Here is a 17,329-nt window from a genome sequence, read left to right on the forward strand (position 1 = left end):
AGCGGCGTGTCACGGCACGACCAGATCTCTGAACCCCTCAAGTGTCTTCGCTCCGATCCCGGAGACTTCGAGCAGCTCATCCACAGAACCGAACCCACCATTCGCCTCCCGCCAATCGACGATGCGCTGCGCGAGCGCAGGCCCGATCCGCGGCAGCGTCTCAAGGTCGGCGACCGTCGCCGAGTTGAGCGACATCTTGCCCGCGCTCGCACTTGCCCCTGCAGGCCCGCCAGCGCCCGCCGGCGCCTCGGCCGCCGAGCTCTGCCCAGTGGAGAGCCCACCCGCGCCTTGTTCGGCCCAGATCGCAGCCAGCGCGGCGTCGGGCACGACGATCTGCTCGCCGTCGACGACAGTGCGCGCCAGGTTCACCGCGTCGAGCTGAGCCGCTTCGGTCGCACCGCCCGCCGCAGCAATCGCGTCGGACACGCGAGCACCCTCAGGCAGTTCGACGACGCCCGCGGCTGACACCGCGCCGACCACGTGCAGGGTCACTCTGCCGCCGGTTGCGGCAGAGTCTGCGCCGTTCGACGACCGCGCGCCTGTGGCGCCGCCCCCGGGCTCGATCACTCCATCGGTACGGGAATCCTCATCGGAACCACCATCGCCGGCGTTTTCCCCAGCAACGAGATCGGTGTCGAAGGAAGCTGCGTCGTCGGGCACCGCGTGCCCGCGGGCCATCGTGATGCCGATCGCCACGGCAACGGCTGCGACGAATACCACGACGCCGACGAGCACCGGGAGGGCGACTGCGCGCTTCAGCCGGTCGCGGATTCGCGTCGCGGGCTCCCAGGCCAGAGGCCCGGGGGCAGCAATGCTCGACAGACCTGACGACTCATCGCGGGCCCAGTGTCCGCGTTCGAGCACACGCTCTGAAGTCCAGGCGTGGGCGATTTCGACCGGCACGGTGTCCTGAACCACGGCCTGAGTCTCGCGCCCACGATCTGGCTCGATCGCCTCATGTCTTGCCGCACCGCGCCCGGCTTGCTCCACATCCATGCCGAAACGCTATGGGGGCGTCGGGTACGCACAACGCCCGTGGCGGCGATCTGTGAACAGATCTCCACCACGGGCGTCATACGCGACGCTGTGGACGCGTGCGGTACCGCGCGAGCACGATGCCGCGCCGCCGCGACCTACGCCGCGGGCTTCGTCGCGATGCTCACGATCTTCGGCACGCGCACGATGACGTTGACGATCTGGCGGTCGCCGATCGCGCGCTGCACACCGGCCGATGCGCGGGCCGCCGCTTCGGCGTCCGCCTCAGACACCGAGGCGGGGAGCGTCAGGCGATCCCGCACCTTGCCATCGACCTGCACGACCATGGTGACCTCGTCTTCGACGAGCAGCGACTCGTCGGCGGACGGCCACTCGGCGAGCGCGACGCTCGGCTCGTACCCGAGCTTCGCCCACATATCTTCGGACGCGTAGGGTGCGAAGAGCGACAGGATCTGGGTGATCGCCTCAGCCGACTCGCGCACGGCCGGGTCGGCAACACCGGCGCCCGAGTCGATCGCCTTGCGCGTCACATTGACCTGTTCCATGAGGCGCGCGACCACGACGTTGAACTTATACGCCTCGACGAGCCCGGGGGCATCGGCGAGCAGGCGGTGGGTCGACCGGCGGAGCGCCTTGTCGCCCGCCGCGAAGTCGGCGCCGCGGGCCGCCCCCGAGGCTTCGACGTCGTCGACGATGCGCCAGGCGCGTGCCAGGAACTTCGCAGAGCCCTGCACCGACACGTCGGCCCAGTCGATGTCGTCTTCGGGCGGGCCAGCGAACGCGAGTGTCACGCGCAGCGCGTCGGCGCCGTGCGCCTGCAGCTCGCTCGCAAACTCGACGAGATTGCCCTTCGACTTCGACATCTTCGCGCCGTCTTGCAGCACCATGCCCTGGTTGAGCAACGAGGTGAAGGGCTCGTCGAAGTCGAGGTAGCCGAGATCGTGCAGCACCTTGGTGATGAAGCGCGAATAGAGCAGGTGCAGAATGGCGTGCTCGACGCCACCCGCGTACTGATCGATCGGACCCCAGGCGTTGACGACCTCGGGGTCGAACGCCTGCGTGCTGTCGGTCGCCGACAGGAACCGGAGGTAGTACCACGAGCTGTCGACGAACGTATCCATCGTGTCGGGGTCGCGCGTCCAAGTGTCGCCGGTCTCGGGGTCGACGACGGTTGCCCACTCGGTGGCCGCGCCGAGCGGCGAAGCGCCCTTCGGCTTCAGATCGAGACCCTCGGAGGCGGGCAGCTCGACCGGCAGCGCATCGGCGTCGACCGGGCGCATCTCGCCGTCGGCACCGTGCAAGATCGGGATCGGCGTGCCCCAGTAGCGCTGGCGCGAGATCAGCCAGTCACGCAGGCGGTACGTCGTCGAGGCGCGGCCGGTGCCGCGTTGCTCGAGCACCTCAATCGCGCGCGCGATCGCCTCAGTCTTCGGCAGGCCGTCGAGCTCAGCCGAGTTGACCAGCACGCCCTCGCCCGCCGTCGCGACGCCGCTTTCGGCGGGATCGGGCAGCTCGGCGCCGTCGGCGTCGCGCACGTCGACGACGACGCGCACCGGAAGTTCGAACTTCAGCGCGAAGTCGAGGTCGCGCTGGTCGTGCGCGGGCACCGCCATGATCGCGCCGTGACCGTAATCGGCGAGCACGTAGTCGGACGCCCAGACCGGGATGCGCTCACCGTTTACCGGGTTGACCGCGAAGTGGTCGAGGAAGACGCCGGTCTTCTCGCGATCAGCGTTCTGACGCTCGATCTCGGTCTGCTTCTGCGTCGCGGCCAGGTACTCCTGGAACGCCGCACGCGACTCCTCGGACGCGCCCTCGGCGAGCTCCGCCGCGAGGTCGGAGTCGGGGGCCACGACCATGAAGGTCGCCCCGTGCAGGGTGTCGGGTCGGGTCGTGAAGACGGGCACCTTCTCAGCGCGGCCCTCAATCTCGAACTTGACCTCGGCACCGCGCGAGCGGCCGATCCAGTTGCGCTGCATGTTGAGCACCTTGGTGGGCCACTGGCCTTCGAGCGCGTCGAGGTCGTCGAGCAGGCGATCCGCGTAGTCCGTGATGCGGAAGTACCACTGCGTCAGCTTCTTCTTCACGACCATCGCACCCGAGCGCTCAGACGTGCCGTCGGCGAGCACCTGCTCGTTGGCGAGCACGGTCTGGTCTACCGGATCCCAGTTGACCCAGCTCGCCTTGCGGTAAGCGAGCCCCTTCTCGTACATCTTCAGGAAGAGCCACTGGTTCCAGCGATAGTACTCGGGGTCGCTCGTGTGCAGCACGCGGCTCCAGTCGAACGACGGCGCGTACAGGCGGAACGAGGCCTTCTGCTGCGCAATGTTCGCGTACGTCCACTCGCGCGGGTCGACGCCGCGCTTGATCGCCGCGTTTTCGGCAGGCAGGCCGAACGAGTCCCAGCCGATCGGGTGCAGCACGTCGTAGCCGCGCCCGCGCCAGTAGCGCGCGAGCACGTCACCGAAGCAGAACGCCTCGGCGTGGCCCATGTGCAGGTCGCCCGAGGGGTACGGGAACATGTCGAGCACGTACTTCTTCGGCTTCTCCGAACCCTCGTTCGGCACCTCGAAGGGCTTCAGCTCATCCCATACGGGAAGCCAGCGGTCTTGAATCGCCTGGAAGTCGTAGCCTTCGGCGTCGCGGCCCTGCTGCTCGGTCACACATACCTCGATCTCGTTCGGGATCGCCCGCCGTCGCGAGCGCACACTTCCGTCCAGGATACCGCGTCGAGCGCTGCGGAATGCTCGCGTCGACCGCGCCTGCGGCGCATACTGAGACGACGCCGTGCGATCCGCCATCCGATGCCGACAGCACCCGGCAGTCACCGACAGGAGCCGACATGCCATTCACCCCGTTCGACGCCGAGCTCGACCTCGAAGTCAGCCGCATCATTCGCGCGCCCCGAGCAGTCGTCTGGCGGGCGTGGAGCGACCCGGAGCGCCTCGCGCAGTGGTGGATCCCGGGGCCGATCACCACCCGCATCGACCGCCTGGAACTCGTGCCCGGAGGCGGATTCGTCATCCGCATGAGCGAGGACGGCACCACATTCGTGCCGCACATGAGCGCCGTCTTCCTCGCGGCCGAGACGGCCCGGCGCATCGTCTTCACCAACGCGATTGACGCCGAATGGCGACCGGTGGCTCCCGCCCCGATCGCGCTCACCGCCGAATTCACGTTCACCGATCACCCCGAGGGCACGGAATACCGGGCGATCGCTCGTCACGTGACGGCGCAGGATCGCCAGACGCACGCGGACCTCGGGTTCACGGAAGGGTGGACCGCTGCGACCGAGGGCCTCGCGAGCATCGCCGAGGGTGAGGCGTCCGGCGCCTAGTCTGCGATCGCTTCGGGCGTCAGCGCGGCCATCAGTGCCGCCGCTTTGAGGTGCTTCTCGGCGACCTCGCGCTGCGGCACCGAGTCGATCGTGATGCCACCGCCCGCGCCGAGGCGCGCGCCCACGGTGGCGGTTGCGCCGCCGTGGGCGCGCTCGCGCAGCAGTTCCACGCTGCGGATGGTCATGGCGATCTCGGCGTCGCCTCCGCGATCGACCCATCCGAAGCACCCCGAATAGAGCCCGCGCGGGCCGCCTTCGATCTGCTGAAGCAGCTCGACCGCGCGCCGCTTGGGGGCGCCGGTCATCGAGCCGCCCGGGAAGGTCGCAGCGATCGCGTCCCAGATCCCGGAGTGTGCGCTCAGCCGGCCGGCAACGGTACTCACCAGCTGATGCACGTGCGCGTGGGTCTCGACCTCGAGGAATCGCTCGACCCGCACCGTGCCCGGCACGCACACGCGGCTCAGGTCGTTGCGCATCAGATCGACGATCATGAGGTTCTCAGCGCGCTCTTTCGGATCCGCCGCGAGTTCCTCCGCGAGCTCCCGATCTGCGGCCGCGGTGTCGCCTCGGCGCCGCGTGCCCTTGATCGGGTGCGTCACCACACGATCGCCGCGCACAGAGAGGAACCGTTCGGGGCTGGCGCTCACGAGCGCCCGGTCCCCCGCATCCATGATGCCGCCGCGTATCGGCGTGCCCAGCGTGCGCAAACGGGCGTAAACGTCGACGGCACTGCGCGCATCCTGCGGCGCCCCTGCCGCATCCGCCGTGTCGGTGAGGCACAGCACGTACGCATCGCCCGCCCGGATCGCGGCGCGGCACGCATCCACCTCTCTCGCGTAGCTCGCGTCGTCGCGGCGCCACTGCGGATGCGTTGAGACCTGTACCCCGGGCGCGATCGCGGCGCCACGCGGCTCGGCCGAATGCCCAGGTTCGGGTACGGATGTGGGTGTGGATGTGGGTGTGGGTGCCGCTGCGGCGAGGAGGCCACCGTGCTCGGCGAGCCAGGCGTCGATCGCGTGTTCGCTCGGACCGTGCAGGCGCGCGGTCAGCGATTCATGGTCGATGGCGAGCACCACATCGCAGCGAAGCGCGAACCCGGGTGCGAGCTGGGCACCACGATCGTCGCGGCCGCTGCCGCCGAAATCGGCAAGCGGCTCGATGCCGAGCAGCGCGACTCCGAACTCGTACCCCAGCGCTACCGCCCAGCCGCCGGCCCAACCGCCACACACTGAGCGGTCGCCGCTGCCCACGGTCGGTGCCGCATCGGCAGCCCGCAACGCATCGAGAAACGCCGACTCGCGACCGCGTTCGGCTCGGTGCACCTCCGATGCGAGCGCAAAGTACGACACTCGCGATTCTCCGGGGGCCGAGACCTCGCCGTCGAACCAGCACCAGGCCCGCCCTGCGGCCGCGAAGCGCCGGGCGAGCGCAACGGCGTCCTCGAAAAACGTGCCAACGAAACGCACGGCACCACTCGGTGCAGCGTGCGGATCGGACCGGTCTTCAGGCATCGTCACAGCGTACCGCCGGTGCTACGCTCGCGACATGCAGATCGACGGAATCGCGGAGTCGCGCACGAACTTCGCTGCGGCCGCGGTCTGGGCGGTCGAGGTGGTCGACGCGCTCGGCGACGCGGACTGGGAGGGGCCGGGGCTCGGCGCGTGGAACCTGCGCGCGCTCGTCGGGCACACGAGCCGTGCGCTCCTCACCGTCGAAACGTATCTCGCCCGGCCCACGGATATCGAGGTCGTGCGCAGCGCCGAGGAGTACTACGCGCGCAACCTCGCGCACCCCAGCACCGATGAGTCTGCCGTGCTGCAGCGCGGCGTCGATGCCGGCGCGGCACTCGGCGCTGACCCGGCGTTGGCGTTCGCGGAGATCGCCGCCCGCGTGCTGCGCGCCGTGCGCGACGCCGGCAATCCGGTGATCGAGACGATCGTGGGCGGCATGCGACTCGACGCGTACCTCCCGACCCGTGCGTTCGAACTCGTCGTGCACGGCCTCGACATTCAACGCGCCACCGCCGGCTCACGCGGTGCATCGTCGAGCGGGCCTGGCGATCCGCCGGCCGAGGTGCTCGCGGGTGGCCTGCAGTTGGCCGGGTCGCTCGCGGCCCGAGGCGGGTCAGGCGCCACGCTGCTGCTCGCGCTCACCGGCAGAGCATCTCTGCCCGCGGGATACTCGGTGCTCGCAGCACCGGCTGCGGTGCCCGATAGCGATCACCCGACTCCGCACCGGAGCTCCGCGTGAGTTCCGTGCCGGACTCGAATGGCGCGGGGCGCCACGAGCCGGCCTCCGAGCCGCACCTGCTCGCCGCGGACTCCTTCCGAGTCAGCACGCACGCGGGCGAACCCCAGGTGCGGGCATTCAGTGCGCACCTGACGCGCTTCGCAGCCACGGCGACCGCCGCGTGGTTGGAGCGCGATTGCACCGCAGATCCGCAACGCATCGCGGAGGCACTCGCCGCGTTCATTTCCGAGGCCCGCGAGCGCATCGCCGTGTCGGGCGATGGATTCCCTCGGCTCGAACTCTGGTCGGCGAGCGCCGAGGCCACCTCTGAGGCGTCTGCACCGAGTCTGGCACTCGCGCTGCGCCCGCTCCCCACGCTCGGCGATCAGGTGTCACTCGTGTCGGCACCGCGCGGCGTTGCCCCCATGGCCGAGCGCAAGGGCCCCAATATCGCCCGCTATAGCGCGCTGGCCCGAGATCTTGGGGGCGAGCCGCTGCTCACTGATGAGGCCGGCTGGGTGCTCGAGGGCGCGACGACCAGCGTCATCTGGTGGCCGGATCGCGGAACCGCGCACCAGGGTTCCGTTGTGGCGCAGGCCGCTCGCGTGCCATCGGTCACCGAAGCCACACTGCGGGCGGCAGCGACAAACCTGTCGCCCGCGCGTGTTACCCCCGACGAACTCCGCGCGAGCGAAGTGTGGTCGGTGAATGCGCTGCACGGCATCCGGCCGGTCACGCACCTCGACGGCACGCCTCTCGTCTCGCCCAACCCCGAGCGACTCGAGCGCTTCCGCGCCGTGCTCGACCGGAGCTGGGAGCCGGTCAGAGCGACAGACGGGCCGCGCTGATCCCCTCCGGCAGCTCGGTGTGGGTGATCAGGATCACCGCGCGGTCATCGGGGACCGCGCCGAGCAGGTCGGTCAGCAGTCGATCGGCGAGTTCGCGGTCAACCCCGGCAGTCGGCTCGTCGAGCACGACTACCGGGAAGTCCGCGAGGATGGCGCGTGCGAGCGCGATGCGCTGCGCCTGACCGCCCGAAATCCACGCGCCGTCGGCGCCCAGACGCGCGTCGAGTCCGCCGCGCTCCAGTGCCCAATCGGCGAGCCCGACCTGATCGAGCACGGCCCACAGGTCGTCATCGTTCGCCGAGCCGCGTGCAGCGCTGTCGCGAGCGAACTTGAGGTTTTGCCGCAGGTCGGAGTCGAACAGGTACGGGCGCTGCTCGCAGAGTCCGATGATTTCGCGCACACTCTCGGGTGCCAGTTCGCGAACATCCCGGCCGCCGACTGCGAACCCGCCGCGCGACTCGAGGAAGCGCACGAGTGCCAGAGCCAACGTGGACTTGCCGGCCCCGCTCGCTCCGGTGATCACGAGGGTCTCCCCCGCCGCGACGCTGAACGAGACGCCCGCGACCGCATCGTGGTCGGCACCCGGGTGTCGCACCGCGAGCTGCTGCACCTCGACGAGCGGCGCCCCCGGTTCGGGCTCGAACGACGACACGGTTTCATCTGCGTCGTCGGCGAATGCGGCCGGCACGAGCTCCGCCGGAAGCGAGCGCTCGGTCAGGTCGGCGACGCGCTCCGCGCTCGCCTGCACTGCGCGTCGTGCGCTGAGCGCTGCCGGCACCTGGGCAAACACTTCGAACACCGCAGCGGGAACCACGACGGCGGCAGCGAACAGAGGTGCGGTGAGGGCACCAGGTTCCGTGCCGAGCGCGGGCAGCATCACGAGCAGGCCGACGATCGCCGCGAGTCCCGATGCGAGTCCGAGCACGGCGCCCGAGAACCCGGCGGTGCGGATGCGGCGGAGCTGCACCTGCGCGAGCCGACGCTCGGCGTCGCTGATGCGGGCGCGCTGGTGATCCACCGCCCCGAATGCGGACAGCACCTCGGCCGCAGAGAACCGCTCGAGGAGCGCGTCGACGACGTCAGCGCGCGCGGCGCTGACCCGGCGATCATCGGCCCCCGAGAAACGCGATGCCACGGCCACGGCTGCGCCGCCGCCAATGAGCAGCGCCGCGAGCAACACCAGGGCGGCGGGCACCGAGATCACCGCGATGACCACCACGCTGAGGGCCGTAACAGCAATGCTCACGATGAGCGGCTGACGCACGCGCAGGGGTTCGTCTTGCAGCTGATCGACGTCATCGACGAACGCGGCCAGCACCTCGCCGCGGCGATGGGACTCGATGCCGCCCGGCACCCGGGGCACGAGCGCCGCGAACGTGCGCGACCGCAGCGTGGCGAGCTGTGCGAGGGCCGCATTGTGGCTGAAAAGCCGCTCCGCATAGCGGAACGCGGCACGCCCGATCGCGAGCGCCCGCACCCCCACGATCGCGAAGGTGAGGTGAAGTATTGGCGGCTGCTCGCCCGCCCGAACGATGAGCCACATGCTCAGACCGAGCAGGCCCACCACGCAGGCATCGGCCAGAATGCCGAGCACGATGCCGGGAGCACGGCGTCGACGGCTGGGCATCGCACGCTCGAGCACGGCCCGCTGTGCTGCGGTGCGCTTCAGGCCGGTGCGCTGCCCGTCCGTGCGTTGCGCAGTTTCGGTGAGCCGGCTCATTGTGCCACCTCCGAGATGGACGTTTCGGTGCCGGGAGCTTCGGCGGCGGCCGGAACGACCTGCACGACGCGGTCGGCCGTCGCCTGCAGTGCGGCGCGGTGCGTCACGAGGAGCACGGCACGGCCGGCGTCGGCTTCGGCGCGTGCGATCTTGCCGATGCGCGCCTCGCTCGCGGCGTCAAGGGCAGAGCTCGGCTCATCGAGCACGAGCGCGCCGCAGTCGAGTGCGCGCGCCCGGTACAGTGCGCGCGCCACGGCGATGCGCTGCGCCTGTCCGCCTGACACCCCGGTACCACCGGCGCCGAGCTCGAACGCCGTATCGAGGTCGGCGAGGTCCACGTCGGCCAGTGCCGACCTCACCAGCTCATGATCAACGGAATCGGCTCCGAGCGCGACGTTGTCGGCGATCGTGCCGTGCAGGAGGCCCGGGCGCTGGCCGGCCCACGCGAGGCGCTCGGGTGCGGTGATCGTACCGCGAATCAGCGCGTTAAAGCCGAGGAGGGCTGCAAGCAGCGTGGACTTGCCGGCGCCCGAAGGGCCCACGAGCGCGACCACCTCTCCGGGGGCGACGTCGAAGCTCACGGGGCCGACCACGCGGCGCCCACCGCGCGCCACACTCACGGCGTCGAAACGCACGCCGCGAACCGCTTCCGCATCGGCGCCCGCTGCACCAGGCGCTGCAGGAGTCGCCGCGCGCACACGTGCAGCGTCGCCGTCTTCTTCGATGATGTCGAAGACGCGGGTGGCCGCCGCAAGCCCCTCGGTCGACGCGTGGAAGGCCGAGCCAACCTGCCGAATCGGCACGAAGGTCTCCGGCAGCAGCAGGAGCACGAACAGGCCGAGTCCGAGGGGAAACTCACCACTGACGAGCCGCGTGCCCACCGTCACAGCGACCAGCGCGATCGAGAACGTGCCGGCGAGGTCAAGCACGAACCCGGAGAGGAACGTAACGCGCAGCACCGTCATGGTGCGCGAGCGGTACTCGTCGGTCTCCCGAGCGATGCGCGCGACCTGACGCCGCTCGCGCCCGAAGATCCGCAGCGTCGCGAGGCCTGCGACGACATCGACGAACGACGACGACAGTCGCTGCAGCTGATCCCACTGGCGATCCTGCACCGTCTGCGTTGCGAGGCCGATCAGAATCATGAACACCGGGATGACGGGAAACACCACGACGACGATCAGTCCGCTCAGCGGATCGGCGAGGAGCACGGCAAGGATCAGGATCGGCGTCGCCGCCCCAGTCAGGATCAGCTGGGGAATGTACCCCGAGAAATAGCCGTCGAGCGCATCGAGCCCGCGCCCGAGCACCGTCGCGAGCTCGGCGTCGCTCGCGCCGCCATCACGCTGCGGGGAACGGCGGTCGAGCGCGTCGAGCGCCGCAGCCCTGAGCTGCGCCTTCACGGCGACGGCGCCCCGCGCGGCGACGACGTCCATGCCCCAGCTCGCGGCCGATCGCACGAGCACGGCAGCCAGAGCGCCGGCCACGAGCCACGGCACCTGATCCGGAGCGAACGCCCCCTCGTCGATGCGACCCCGCACTCCGGGAATCCCGTCCATGAACGGGAGTGCCGCAGCGGTGATCGCCTGCGCCAGGCACCATGACCAGGCGAGAACTGCCCCGGTTCGCAGCAGGCCGAGCCCGGCCCCGATGAGCAGAACGCCACGGGCTGCGCGCGCATAGCGAAGCAGTCTCGGGTCGAAGGGTTTCACGAGATTCCTGACAGGTCGAAGCGGTGCGGTGCGGAGCCGCTCGAGGCAGTCTACGGGAGCCCGGGGCTTCACATCAGATGAAACCCCGGGCCACCGGCATCAGTGCGCGCCCGCGGGGATTGCGTCGCGGGTCAGGCGCTTCCGGAAGACCCAGTAGGTCCACGTCTGATAGGCGAGCACCAGCGGAAGCGTGAAGACCGCGACCCAGGTCATGAGCTCCAGCGTCTTCTGCGAGCTCGCTCCCCCGGCCACCGTCATGGAGTAGGCGGGGTCGATGCTCGACGCCATGAGGTTCGGGAACATCGACATAAAGATCGCGAGGAGCGCGAAAGCGATCGCCACCGCGTTGCCGGTGAACGCCCAGCCCTCGCGGCCCAGCACATTCGCCACCCATCCGCCGATCAGGGCCACGGCGGCGACGACCGCACTCGCCACGATGACCCAAAGCCACGGGCTCTCGAGGTGCTGCAGCACCGTCCAGACCAGGAAGGCGGCACCGGCGACGATCGCCGCGACGCCGACCTTCGTGGCGAGCGCCCGCGCGTGTTCGCGCATCTCGCCCGCCGTTTTCAGCGACACGAAGACGAGCCCGTGGGTGAACGTGATGAGCAGCATAGTCAACCCGCCGAGCAGTCCGTACGGGTTGAGCAGCGTGAGCAGTGTGCCCTCATAGAGCCACCCGCCGTTCTCCATCGGGATGATCGGCAACCCCTGCGCGAGGTTCGCGAACGCGACGCCCCAGAGCAGCGGAGGGATGACGGAGCCCCAGAAGATGAACTGATCGAACCAGCGGGTCCACTGCTGCCCCTTGCCGAGGTGCCGGTATTCAAACGACACCCCGCGCAGAATCAGGGCGACGAGGATCACCAGCAGTGCCAGGTAGAACCCCGAGAACATGGTGGCGTACCACTCGGGGAACGCGGCGAACAGCGAAGCGCCGGCGACGATCAACCAGGTTTCGTTGAGGTCCCAGACCGGGCCGATGGTGTTGATGATGAGTCGACGGTCGGTGTTGTCTTTCCCGAGGAACGGCAACGACATGCCGACGCCGAAGTCGAACCCATCGAGCACGAAGTACCCGATGAGCATCGCGCCGACGATGAAGAACCAGAGTGTGGTGAGTTCCATGTCCGTCTCCTAGTAGACCGTCGCGAGCTGCTGATGGTCGGGTTCGCCTGATCCGCCGTCGGCCGTGTCGCCCAGCGCGATCTCGGGCGGCCCCTCTTTGGCGGCCCGGGTGATCAACTTGAACTCGACCACGGCGAGCGATCCGTAGACGACGGTGAACACGATGAGCGAGATGAGAATCGCCCACCCCGGAACCCCCGGAGACACGCCCTGTTCCGTCGTCATCACTCCGAATACGATCCAGGGCTGACGACCCATTTCCGTGAAGATCCAGCCCACCAGCGACGCGAGCATCGGCAGCGGTGCGGTCCAGATGGCGACCCGCCACACCCAATCGGGCAGTTCTGCGTTCTTCCGGGTGATCCAGAGCCCGACTGCGGAGACGAGCGCCGCGAGTGCGCCGAGGCCGATCATCCACCGAAACGCCCAGTACGTGACCCAGATGATGGGAGCGAACTGGCCATCGCTCGGGCAGGTGAGCAGCGAATCCGCGCCGCAGTACTGCGCGGTGAACTCTGCCTGCAGATCGCGGATGCCCTCGACGGAACCGTTGAATGTGCCGTTCGAGAGGAATGACAGCAGGTACGGCACACGGATCGAGAAGATCTCATGAGCACCGTCGGGCGTACCCAAGCTGAAGATCGAGAACGAGGCGTCGGCACCCGAGGCGTTGTTGTAGAGCGCCTCGGCCGCGGCCATCTTCATCGGCTGGGTCTCCGTCATCACCATGCCGAGCGAGTGACCGGTGAGGCCCACCCCCATGAACGCGATGATGTTCGTCCACGCACCGAAACGCAACGCCGTGCGCATCTCTTCAACGTGCTGCCCGCGACGCAGGTGCCACGCGGCCGTCGACACGATGACCACGCCGGCGAACATGACCGCGGCGAAAATGGTGTGGGGAAACTGCGTCACCGCGACCGGGTTGGTGAGTACGGCACCGATGCTCTCGAGCTCGGCGCGGCCACGCTCCTCGTTGATCGTGAAGCCCTCGGGGTTCTGCATGAACGCATTCGCCGCGAGGATGAAGTAGGCCGAGGCGACGGTGCCGAGCCAGACGAACCAGATGGTCATGACGTGGATCTTCTTCGGCAGCTTGTCCCAGCCGAAGATCCAGAGGCCGATGAAGGTGGCCTCGAAGAAGAAGGCGATGAGGCCCTCCATCGCGAGCGGTGCACCGAAGATGTCGCCGACGAAGCGGGAGTAGTTCGACCAGTTCATGCCGAACTGGAACTCCTGCACGATGCCGGTGACGACGCCCATCGCAAAGTTGATGAGGAAGATTTTGCCGAACAACCGCGTGAGCCGCAGGTACTTCACTTTGCCGGTCTTCACCCACACCGTCTGCAGAATCGCGACGAGCAGGCACATGCCGATCGTGAGCGGCACGAAGATGAAGTGGTACAGCGTTGTCAACCCGAACTGCCACCTGGACAGGGTCAACGGATCGAGGAACTCGTTCATTTCACGCTCCTGAACACAGAGCGCGCACCTCACTCAGAGATGCACTCCCTTAGTGAGATCCGCCACGAGATGTCATTCTCGCCGGAGCCATCGGCGGGATGCCGACTGACTCGATTCTACCGAGTCTGTGAGTTTGCTGCGAGTTTGGTTTGGCGTCGAAGCATATTTCACTCGGGGTCGAACGGAATATCTCTCGATGCCGAGTGAGGTCGCACATATCGGGTTTCGCACGCGACATCTGGCGTGCCGCACCGGTCAGTTTTTCGGGCCGGATCGCTACACTCTGGGGCGTGACCGACTTCCTCAGCACCCTCATCGAGTGGATCCGCGACCTCGATCCGGTGCTGCGCACGCTGCTCGCCGGAGTCGGCATGCTGCTCGAAACGTCGGTCTTCGTCGGGCTCATCGTGCCCGGCGACACCATCGCACTCGTCGCGTCGGTCGGCGTCACCTCGACGCCGCAGTTCGTCTGGCTCGTCATCGCTCTCGTCCTCGGCGCCATCGGCGGCGAGAGCATCGGCTTCTTCCTCGGCCGTTGGGCCGGTCCACGCATCCGTGCGAGCCGGGCCGGGCGCAAGCTCGGCGAGCGCAACTGGCGCATCGCCGAGCACTACCTCGGCGAACGCGGGGGCGTCGCCGTGTTCCTGTCACGGTTTCTCCCCGTGTTGCACTCGCTCATTCCGCTCACCGCAGGGATGGCGGGCATGCGATACCGCCGCTTTCTCCCCTGGACCGCATCGGCGAGCGTCGTCTGGGCCTTGATCGTCGTATCGCTCGGCTCCGGTGCCGCCGCGGGCTTCGACCAACTGGCCGGTCAGGTGAAAGGTGCGGGTTTCATCTTCGCCGGGTTCGCCGTGGTCGTCGCCATCTCCGTCTGGCTCGTCAAGCGCTGGTTCCTGAAGCGCGAGCAACGGCACCTCGACGTGGACGCTAAGCTTCACGACGACCCCACGCCCTAGACTGGCACGGTGACTTCGCCCGTGCAGCCCGACCACCGACCCCGCTTCGCGGCTCGTCTGGAAGACTGGCTCCACGTGCGGCGCGCACGTCGCGCGATCTCGCGGGGCAAGAAGCCCTCGGTGATCCCGTACATCGGCTACGGCACGACGGAATGGGTGCGCGTACTCGGGCGCGTGCTGTACCTGCGGCCCGAGAGCCGCGAGCACACGCGCTTCCGACCCGACGTGGCCGAAGTCTCGCGCGTGCGCGGCTGGCGCACGTTCACGAGCCTTTCCGTGCCGCATCAGCCGGTTCGCGTGCTCATCGACGGCAAGCCGGTGACCGAGGTGATCGCAGATCGCGGCGGCGTCATCGATGCGATGGTACCGGTGCGCCTTGAACCCGGCTGGCACACCGTCACACTGCAGGCCGGCGACAGCGAAGCGGCCGACGCCCCCGTCAATGTCGTGACCCCCGACGCCCGGCTGGGCGTGATCTCAGACATCGACGACACCATTCTCATCACGGCGTTGCCCCGCCCGTTCGTGGCCGCCTGGAACAGCTTCGTGCTCGACGAGCACGCGCGATCCGCCACCCCCGGCATGGCCGTCATGCTCGATCACCTCGTCGCCGAGCATCCGGGCTCCCCCGTCATGTACCTGTCGACAGGCGCCTGGAATGCGGCCCCGGCGCTCAGCCGCTTCCTCGCGCGCAACCTCTACCCGATGGGTCCGCTGCTGCTGACCGACTGGGGGCCGACTCACGACCGCTGGTTCCGCAGCGGCCGCGAGCACAAGAGCCGCGAGCTCCGGCGCATCGCGCGCGAGTTCCCCGGCGTGAAATGGGTGCTGATCGGCGACGACGGCCAGCACGACGAGACGCTGTATCACGAGTTCGCCATGGCGCACCCCGAGAGCGTGGCCGCGGTGCTCATCCGCCAGCTCTCCGTGGGTGAAGCCGTGCTTGCCGGCGGCCGGTCGAAGGCGCGACTGCACCGCAGCACGAGCGGTGTGCCGTGGGTGTATGGCCCCGATGGTGCCACACTGCGCGAGGAGCTGCGCAAGCTGGACCTCTTGTGACGAGCCCGGTCACCCGCCCGTGGCGGCGGTTCAACCGTGACCTCACCGGCCGGTTCACCGTCTCCGTGCGACCGGCCTGGTGGCAGCTCGCGAAGGGCGCGGCGGCAGCGATTCTGACCTGGTTCGTCTGCCTCGCGATCTTCCCTGAACAGCTCCCGATCTTCGGCGCGATCGCAGCCCTGATCGTGATGCAAGACAACGTCGATCAGTCGCTCACCCGCGGCCTGGAGCGCGTCATCGGCGTGTTCGTCGGGGTCACCGTCGCGATCGGCGCCGGCGCGCTGTTCGGACCGCAGTCGTGGCTCTTCATCGCGGCCATCATCGTCGCGATGGGCGTGGGATGGCTACTGCGCATGACGCCGTCTGCGGCGAATCAGGTGGCGATCAGCGCACTGCTCATGATCGCACTCGGGGGCATTCAACTGCACTACGGCGCCGAGCGACTCATCGAGACTGCCATCGGTGCAGCAATTGGCGTGCTGCTCAATGCGCTGATCGTTGCGCCCGTGCGCACGACGTCCGTGCATCTCGCGATCGTCGATCTCACACAGCACTCCGCTTCGGTGCTCCGTCGCATCGCAGACGCGCTGGATGAGCCGCGTAACGCCGCGTGGCTCGCCGAGATGCTTGCCGAGGCGCGTGGGCTCCAAGACGAGCGGACCCGCGTGCACGCACTTCTGCGCCAGGCGCGCGAGAGCCTGCGCTTCAACCCGCGAAGCCGCCGCTATCGCGAGGGCCTTGCGATCGACGATGACCAATTTCAGCGGCTGCAGCGCATCGTCACGCAGGTCATTGGCATGGCCCGCGCGCTCGCCGACAACTACGCCGCCGACCTCGTCGACGATCCATCGGTCATCGGCATGGCAGAAGAAATGCGCCGCGCGGCGCACGACCTCGAGTTACTCGTCGCCGCGCCTGAGACGCATGATTCGCCGCACGCGGAGCCGCCAGCGTTGACGACGCCGTTCACGATCCCTCGGCCGAACCCGGAGCACTGGGTGCTCATCGGCTCGCTGATGGAGGATCTGCGACGCGTTCGCGGTCGCATCACCGGCGAGCTCGACTGACGCGGCGGCCGCACCGCCGCACCGCCGCCGCACCGCGCAAAACGCCGATTGGGGCAACTTCGGACCAGTGGCGCAGCCGCTTTCGCGGCGCGCACCCGTCCGAAGTTACCCCAATCGCACTGGTCGCCCGTGGGCGAACGATTACTGGGCGAGCGCCGCCTGCACGTCGAGCGTGATGGTGACGTCGGAGCCGAGCAGCAGGCCGCCCTTCTCCAGCGGAGCATTCCAGGTGAGGCCGAAATCTTCGCGCTTCACGACCGTGGTCGCGGTGAAGCCCGCCTTGTAGTTGCCGTACGCGTCCTCACCGAAGCCGCCGAACTCGAAGGCGAAAGTGACCGGCTTGGTCACGCCGCGCAGCGTGAGGTCGCCGTCCACGAAAAAGTCGCCGTTCTCCTCGCGCGCGCCCGTCGACACGAAGGTGAGCTTCGGGAACTCGTCGGCCGCGAAGAAGTCTCCGGTTGCGAGGTGGCCGTCACGGTTCTTCTCGTTCGTGTTCACCGAGGCCACGTCGGCGCTCGCGGTCACGGTGGAGTCGAGCGGGTTCTCACCGGTGGTGAAGGTCGCCTCGAACGACTCGAACTTGCCCTTGACCTTGCTGATCGCGAGGTGGCGCACGGAGAAGCCCACCTCGGAGTGCGTGGGGTCGATGTTCCAGGTTCCGACGCGGTAGCCGGGGATCTGCTCTGCGGTAATGCTCATGACGTGCCTTTCGTTGGTCGTGCGAGGTACTGCTGAACACAACTATTACATGCAAACGAATATTCCCGAACTCGTCCAGAAATGTTTCGTCGCGTCATTCGGGCGCGTCAT

Annotated in this window: 14 protein-coding genes; 6 read left to right on the forward strand and 8 right to left on the reverse strand. The window is 68.4% G+C overall.

Annotated features, from left to right (window positions below):
* Positions 1 to 9: 9 nt before the first annotated feature.
* Both CH42_RS16930 and leuS read right to left on the reverse strand, forming a co-directional pair.
* A complete protein-coding gene (locus CH42_RS16930; RefSeq protein ID WP_082309404.1) occupies positions 10 to 996 on the reverse strand; it encodes a helix-hairpin-helix domain-containing protein in 987 nt (328 codons plus the stop codon).
* A gap of 137 nt (positions 997 to 1,133) precedes the next feature.
* On the reverse strand, positions 1,134 to 3,659 hold the full coding sequence (gene leuS / locus CH42_RS10985; RefSeq protein WP_053353195.1) for a leucine--tRNA ligase: 2,526 nt from the start codon (positions 3,657 to 3,659) through the stop codon (positions 1,134 to 1,136).
* Between the two features lie 179 nt (positions 3,660 to 3,838).
* Here leuS and CH42_RS10990 point away from each other — a divergent pair, with 179 nt between their 5' ends.
* The gene (locus CH42_RS10990) at positions 3,839 to 4,333 is read left to right on the forward strand and encodes an SRPBCC domain-containing protein (protein ID WP_053353590.1); all 495 of its coding nucleotides are present in this window, start codon (positions 3,839 to 3,841) and stop codon (positions 4,331 to 4,333) included.
* Here the strand turns inward: CH42_RS10990 and CH42_RS10995 are convergent.
* Complete coding sequence (locus CH42_RS10995) at positions 4,330 to 5,844, reverse strand: anthranilate synthase component I family protein (RefSeq protein ID WP_082309434.1); 1,515 nt, start codon at positions 5,842 to 5,844, stop codon at positions 4,330 to 4,332. The two genes, CH42_RS10990 and CH42_RS10995, sit on opposite strands and share 4 nt — an antisense overlap.
* Positions 5,845 to 5,878: 34 nt before the next feature.
* Here CH42_RS10995 and CH42_RS11000 point away from each other — a divergent pair, with 34 nt between their 5' ends.
* A complete protein-coding gene (locus CH42_RS11000; RefSeq protein ID WP_053353196.1) occupies positions 5,879 to 6,583 on the forward strand; it encodes a maleylpyruvate isomerase N-terminal domain-containing protein in 705 nt (234 codons plus the stop codon).
* Positions 6,580 to 7,410 (forward strand): aminotransferase class IV, encoded by an 831-nt coding sequence (locus tag CH42_RS11005; protein ID WP_053353197.1) that lies wholly within the window; start codon positions 6,580 to 6,582, stop codon positions 7,408 to 7,410. Before CH42_RS11000 ends, CH42_RS11005 begins: the two co-directional genes overlap by 4 nt.
* Here CH42_RS11005 and cydC read toward each other — a convergent pair.
* The 4 genes from cydC to CH42_RS11025 all read right to left on the reverse strand — a co-directional run bounded on the left by cydC (position 7,385) and on the right by CH42_RS11025 (position 13,434).
* Positions 7,385 to 9,130 carry a thiol reductant ABC exporter subunit CydC gene (gene cydC / locus CH42_RS11010; RefSeq protein WP_075205341.1) on the reverse strand — a complete coding sequence of 582 codons (1,746 nt, stop codon included), beginning with the start codon at positions 9,128 to 9,130 and terminating at the stop codon, positions 7,385 to 7,387. The genes CH42_RS11005 and cydC overlap by 26 nt on opposite strands.
* Complete coding sequence (gene cydD, locus CH42_RS11015; protein WP_053353198.1) at positions 9,127 to 10,842, reverse strand: thiol reductant ABC exporter subunit CydD; 1,716 nt, start codon at positions 10,840 to 10,842, stop codon at positions 9,127 to 9,129. The genes cydC and cydD overlap by 4 nt, the downstream gene beginning before the upstream one ends.
* A 99-nt stretch (positions 10,843 to 10,941) precedes the next feature.
* Complete coding sequence (gene cydB, locus CH42_RS11020) at positions 10,942 to 11,970, reverse strand: cytochrome d ubiquinol oxidase subunit II (RefSeq protein ID WP_053353199.1); 1,029 nt, start codon at positions 11,968 to 11,970, stop codon at positions 10,942 to 10,944.
* A 9-nt stretch (positions 11,971 to 11,979) separates the two neighbouring features.
* Entirely contained in the window at positions 11,980 to 13,434 is a 1,455-nt protein-coding gene (locus tag CH42_RS11025; RefSeq protein WP_053353200.1) for a cytochrome ubiquinol oxidase subunit I, read from the reverse strand.
* Positions 13,435 to 13,724: 290 nt separating this feature from the next.
* Here CH42_RS11025 and CH42_RS11030 point away from each other — a divergent pair, with 290 nt between their 5' ends.
* From CH42_RS11030 to CH42_RS11040, 3 genes are read left to right on the forward strand one after another with little or no spacing between them, the layout of a single operon-like run.
* A complete protein-coding gene (locus tag CH42_RS11030; RefSeq protein WP_053353593.1) occupies positions 13,725 to 14,393 on the forward strand; it encodes a DedA family protein in 669 nt (222 codons plus the stop codon).
* Between the two features lie 9 nt (positions 14,394 to 14,402).
* Positions 14,403 to 15,452: an App1 family protein gene (locus CH42_RS11035; RefSeq protein ID WP_053353201.1), complete on the forward strand. Its 1,050-nt coding sequence runs from the start codon at positions 14,403 to 14,405 to the stop codon at positions 15,450 to 15,452.
* Entirely contained in the window at positions 15,449 to 16,519 is a 1,071-nt protein-coding gene (locus CH42_RS11040) for an FUSC family protein (RefSeq protein WP_053353202.1), read from the forward strand. The genes CH42_RS11035 and CH42_RS11040 overlap by 4 nt, the downstream gene beginning before the upstream one ends.
* Before the next feature lie 141 nt (positions 16,520 to 16,660).
* Here the strand turns inward: CH42_RS11040 and CH42_RS11045 are convergent, their stop codons facing one another.
* Complete coding sequence (locus CH42_RS11045) at positions 16,661 to 17,218, reverse strand: YceI family protein (RefSeq protein WP_053353203.1); 558 nt, start codon at positions 17,216 to 17,218, stop codon at positions 16,661 to 16,663.
* Positions 17,219 to 17,329: the final 111 nt, after the last annotated feature.

The sequence above is a fragment of the Leucobacter musarum subsp. musarum genome, from assembly GCF_001273845.1.
In the GTDB taxonomy this organism is placed as follows: Bacteria; Actinomycetota; Actinomycetes; order Actinomycetales; family Microbacteriaceae; genus Leucobacter; species Leucobacter musarum.

Excerpts from the sequence above, each read along its gene's own strand:
- CH42_RS10995 (WP_082309434.1), bottom strand. The coding sequence starts at position 5,844 with ATGCCTGAAGACCGGTCCGATCCGCACGCTGCACCGAGTGGTGCCGTG.
- cydC (WP_075205341.1), bottom strand. The coding sequence starts at position 9,130 with ATGAGCCGGCTCACCGAAACTGCGCAACGCACGGACGGGCAGCGCACC.
- CH42_RS10990 (WP_053353590.1), top strand. The coding sequence starts at position 3,839 with ATGCCATTCACCCCGTTCGACGCCGAGCTCGACCTCGAAGTCAGCCGC.
- CH42_RS11025 (WP_053353200.1), bottom strand. The coding sequence starts at position 13,434 with ATGAACGAGTTCCTCGATCCGTTGACCCTGTCCAGGTGGCAGTTCGGG.
- CH42_RS16930 (WP_082309404.1), bottom strand. The coding sequence starts at position 996 with ATGGATGTGGAGCAAGCCGGGCGCGGTGCGGCAAGACATGAGGCGATC.
- CH42_RS11045 (WP_053353203.1), bottom strand. The coding sequence starts at position 17,218 with ATGAGCATTACCGCAGAGCAGATCCCCGGCTACCGCGTCGGAACCTGG.
- CH42_RS11000 (WP_053353196.1), top strand. The coding sequence starts at position 5,879 with ATGCAGATCGACGGAATCGCGGAGTCGCGCACGAACTTCGCTGCGGCC.
- cydB (WP_053353199.1), bottom strand. The coding sequence starts at position 11,970 with ATGGAACTCACCACACTCTGGTTCTTCATCGTCGGCGCGATGCTCATC.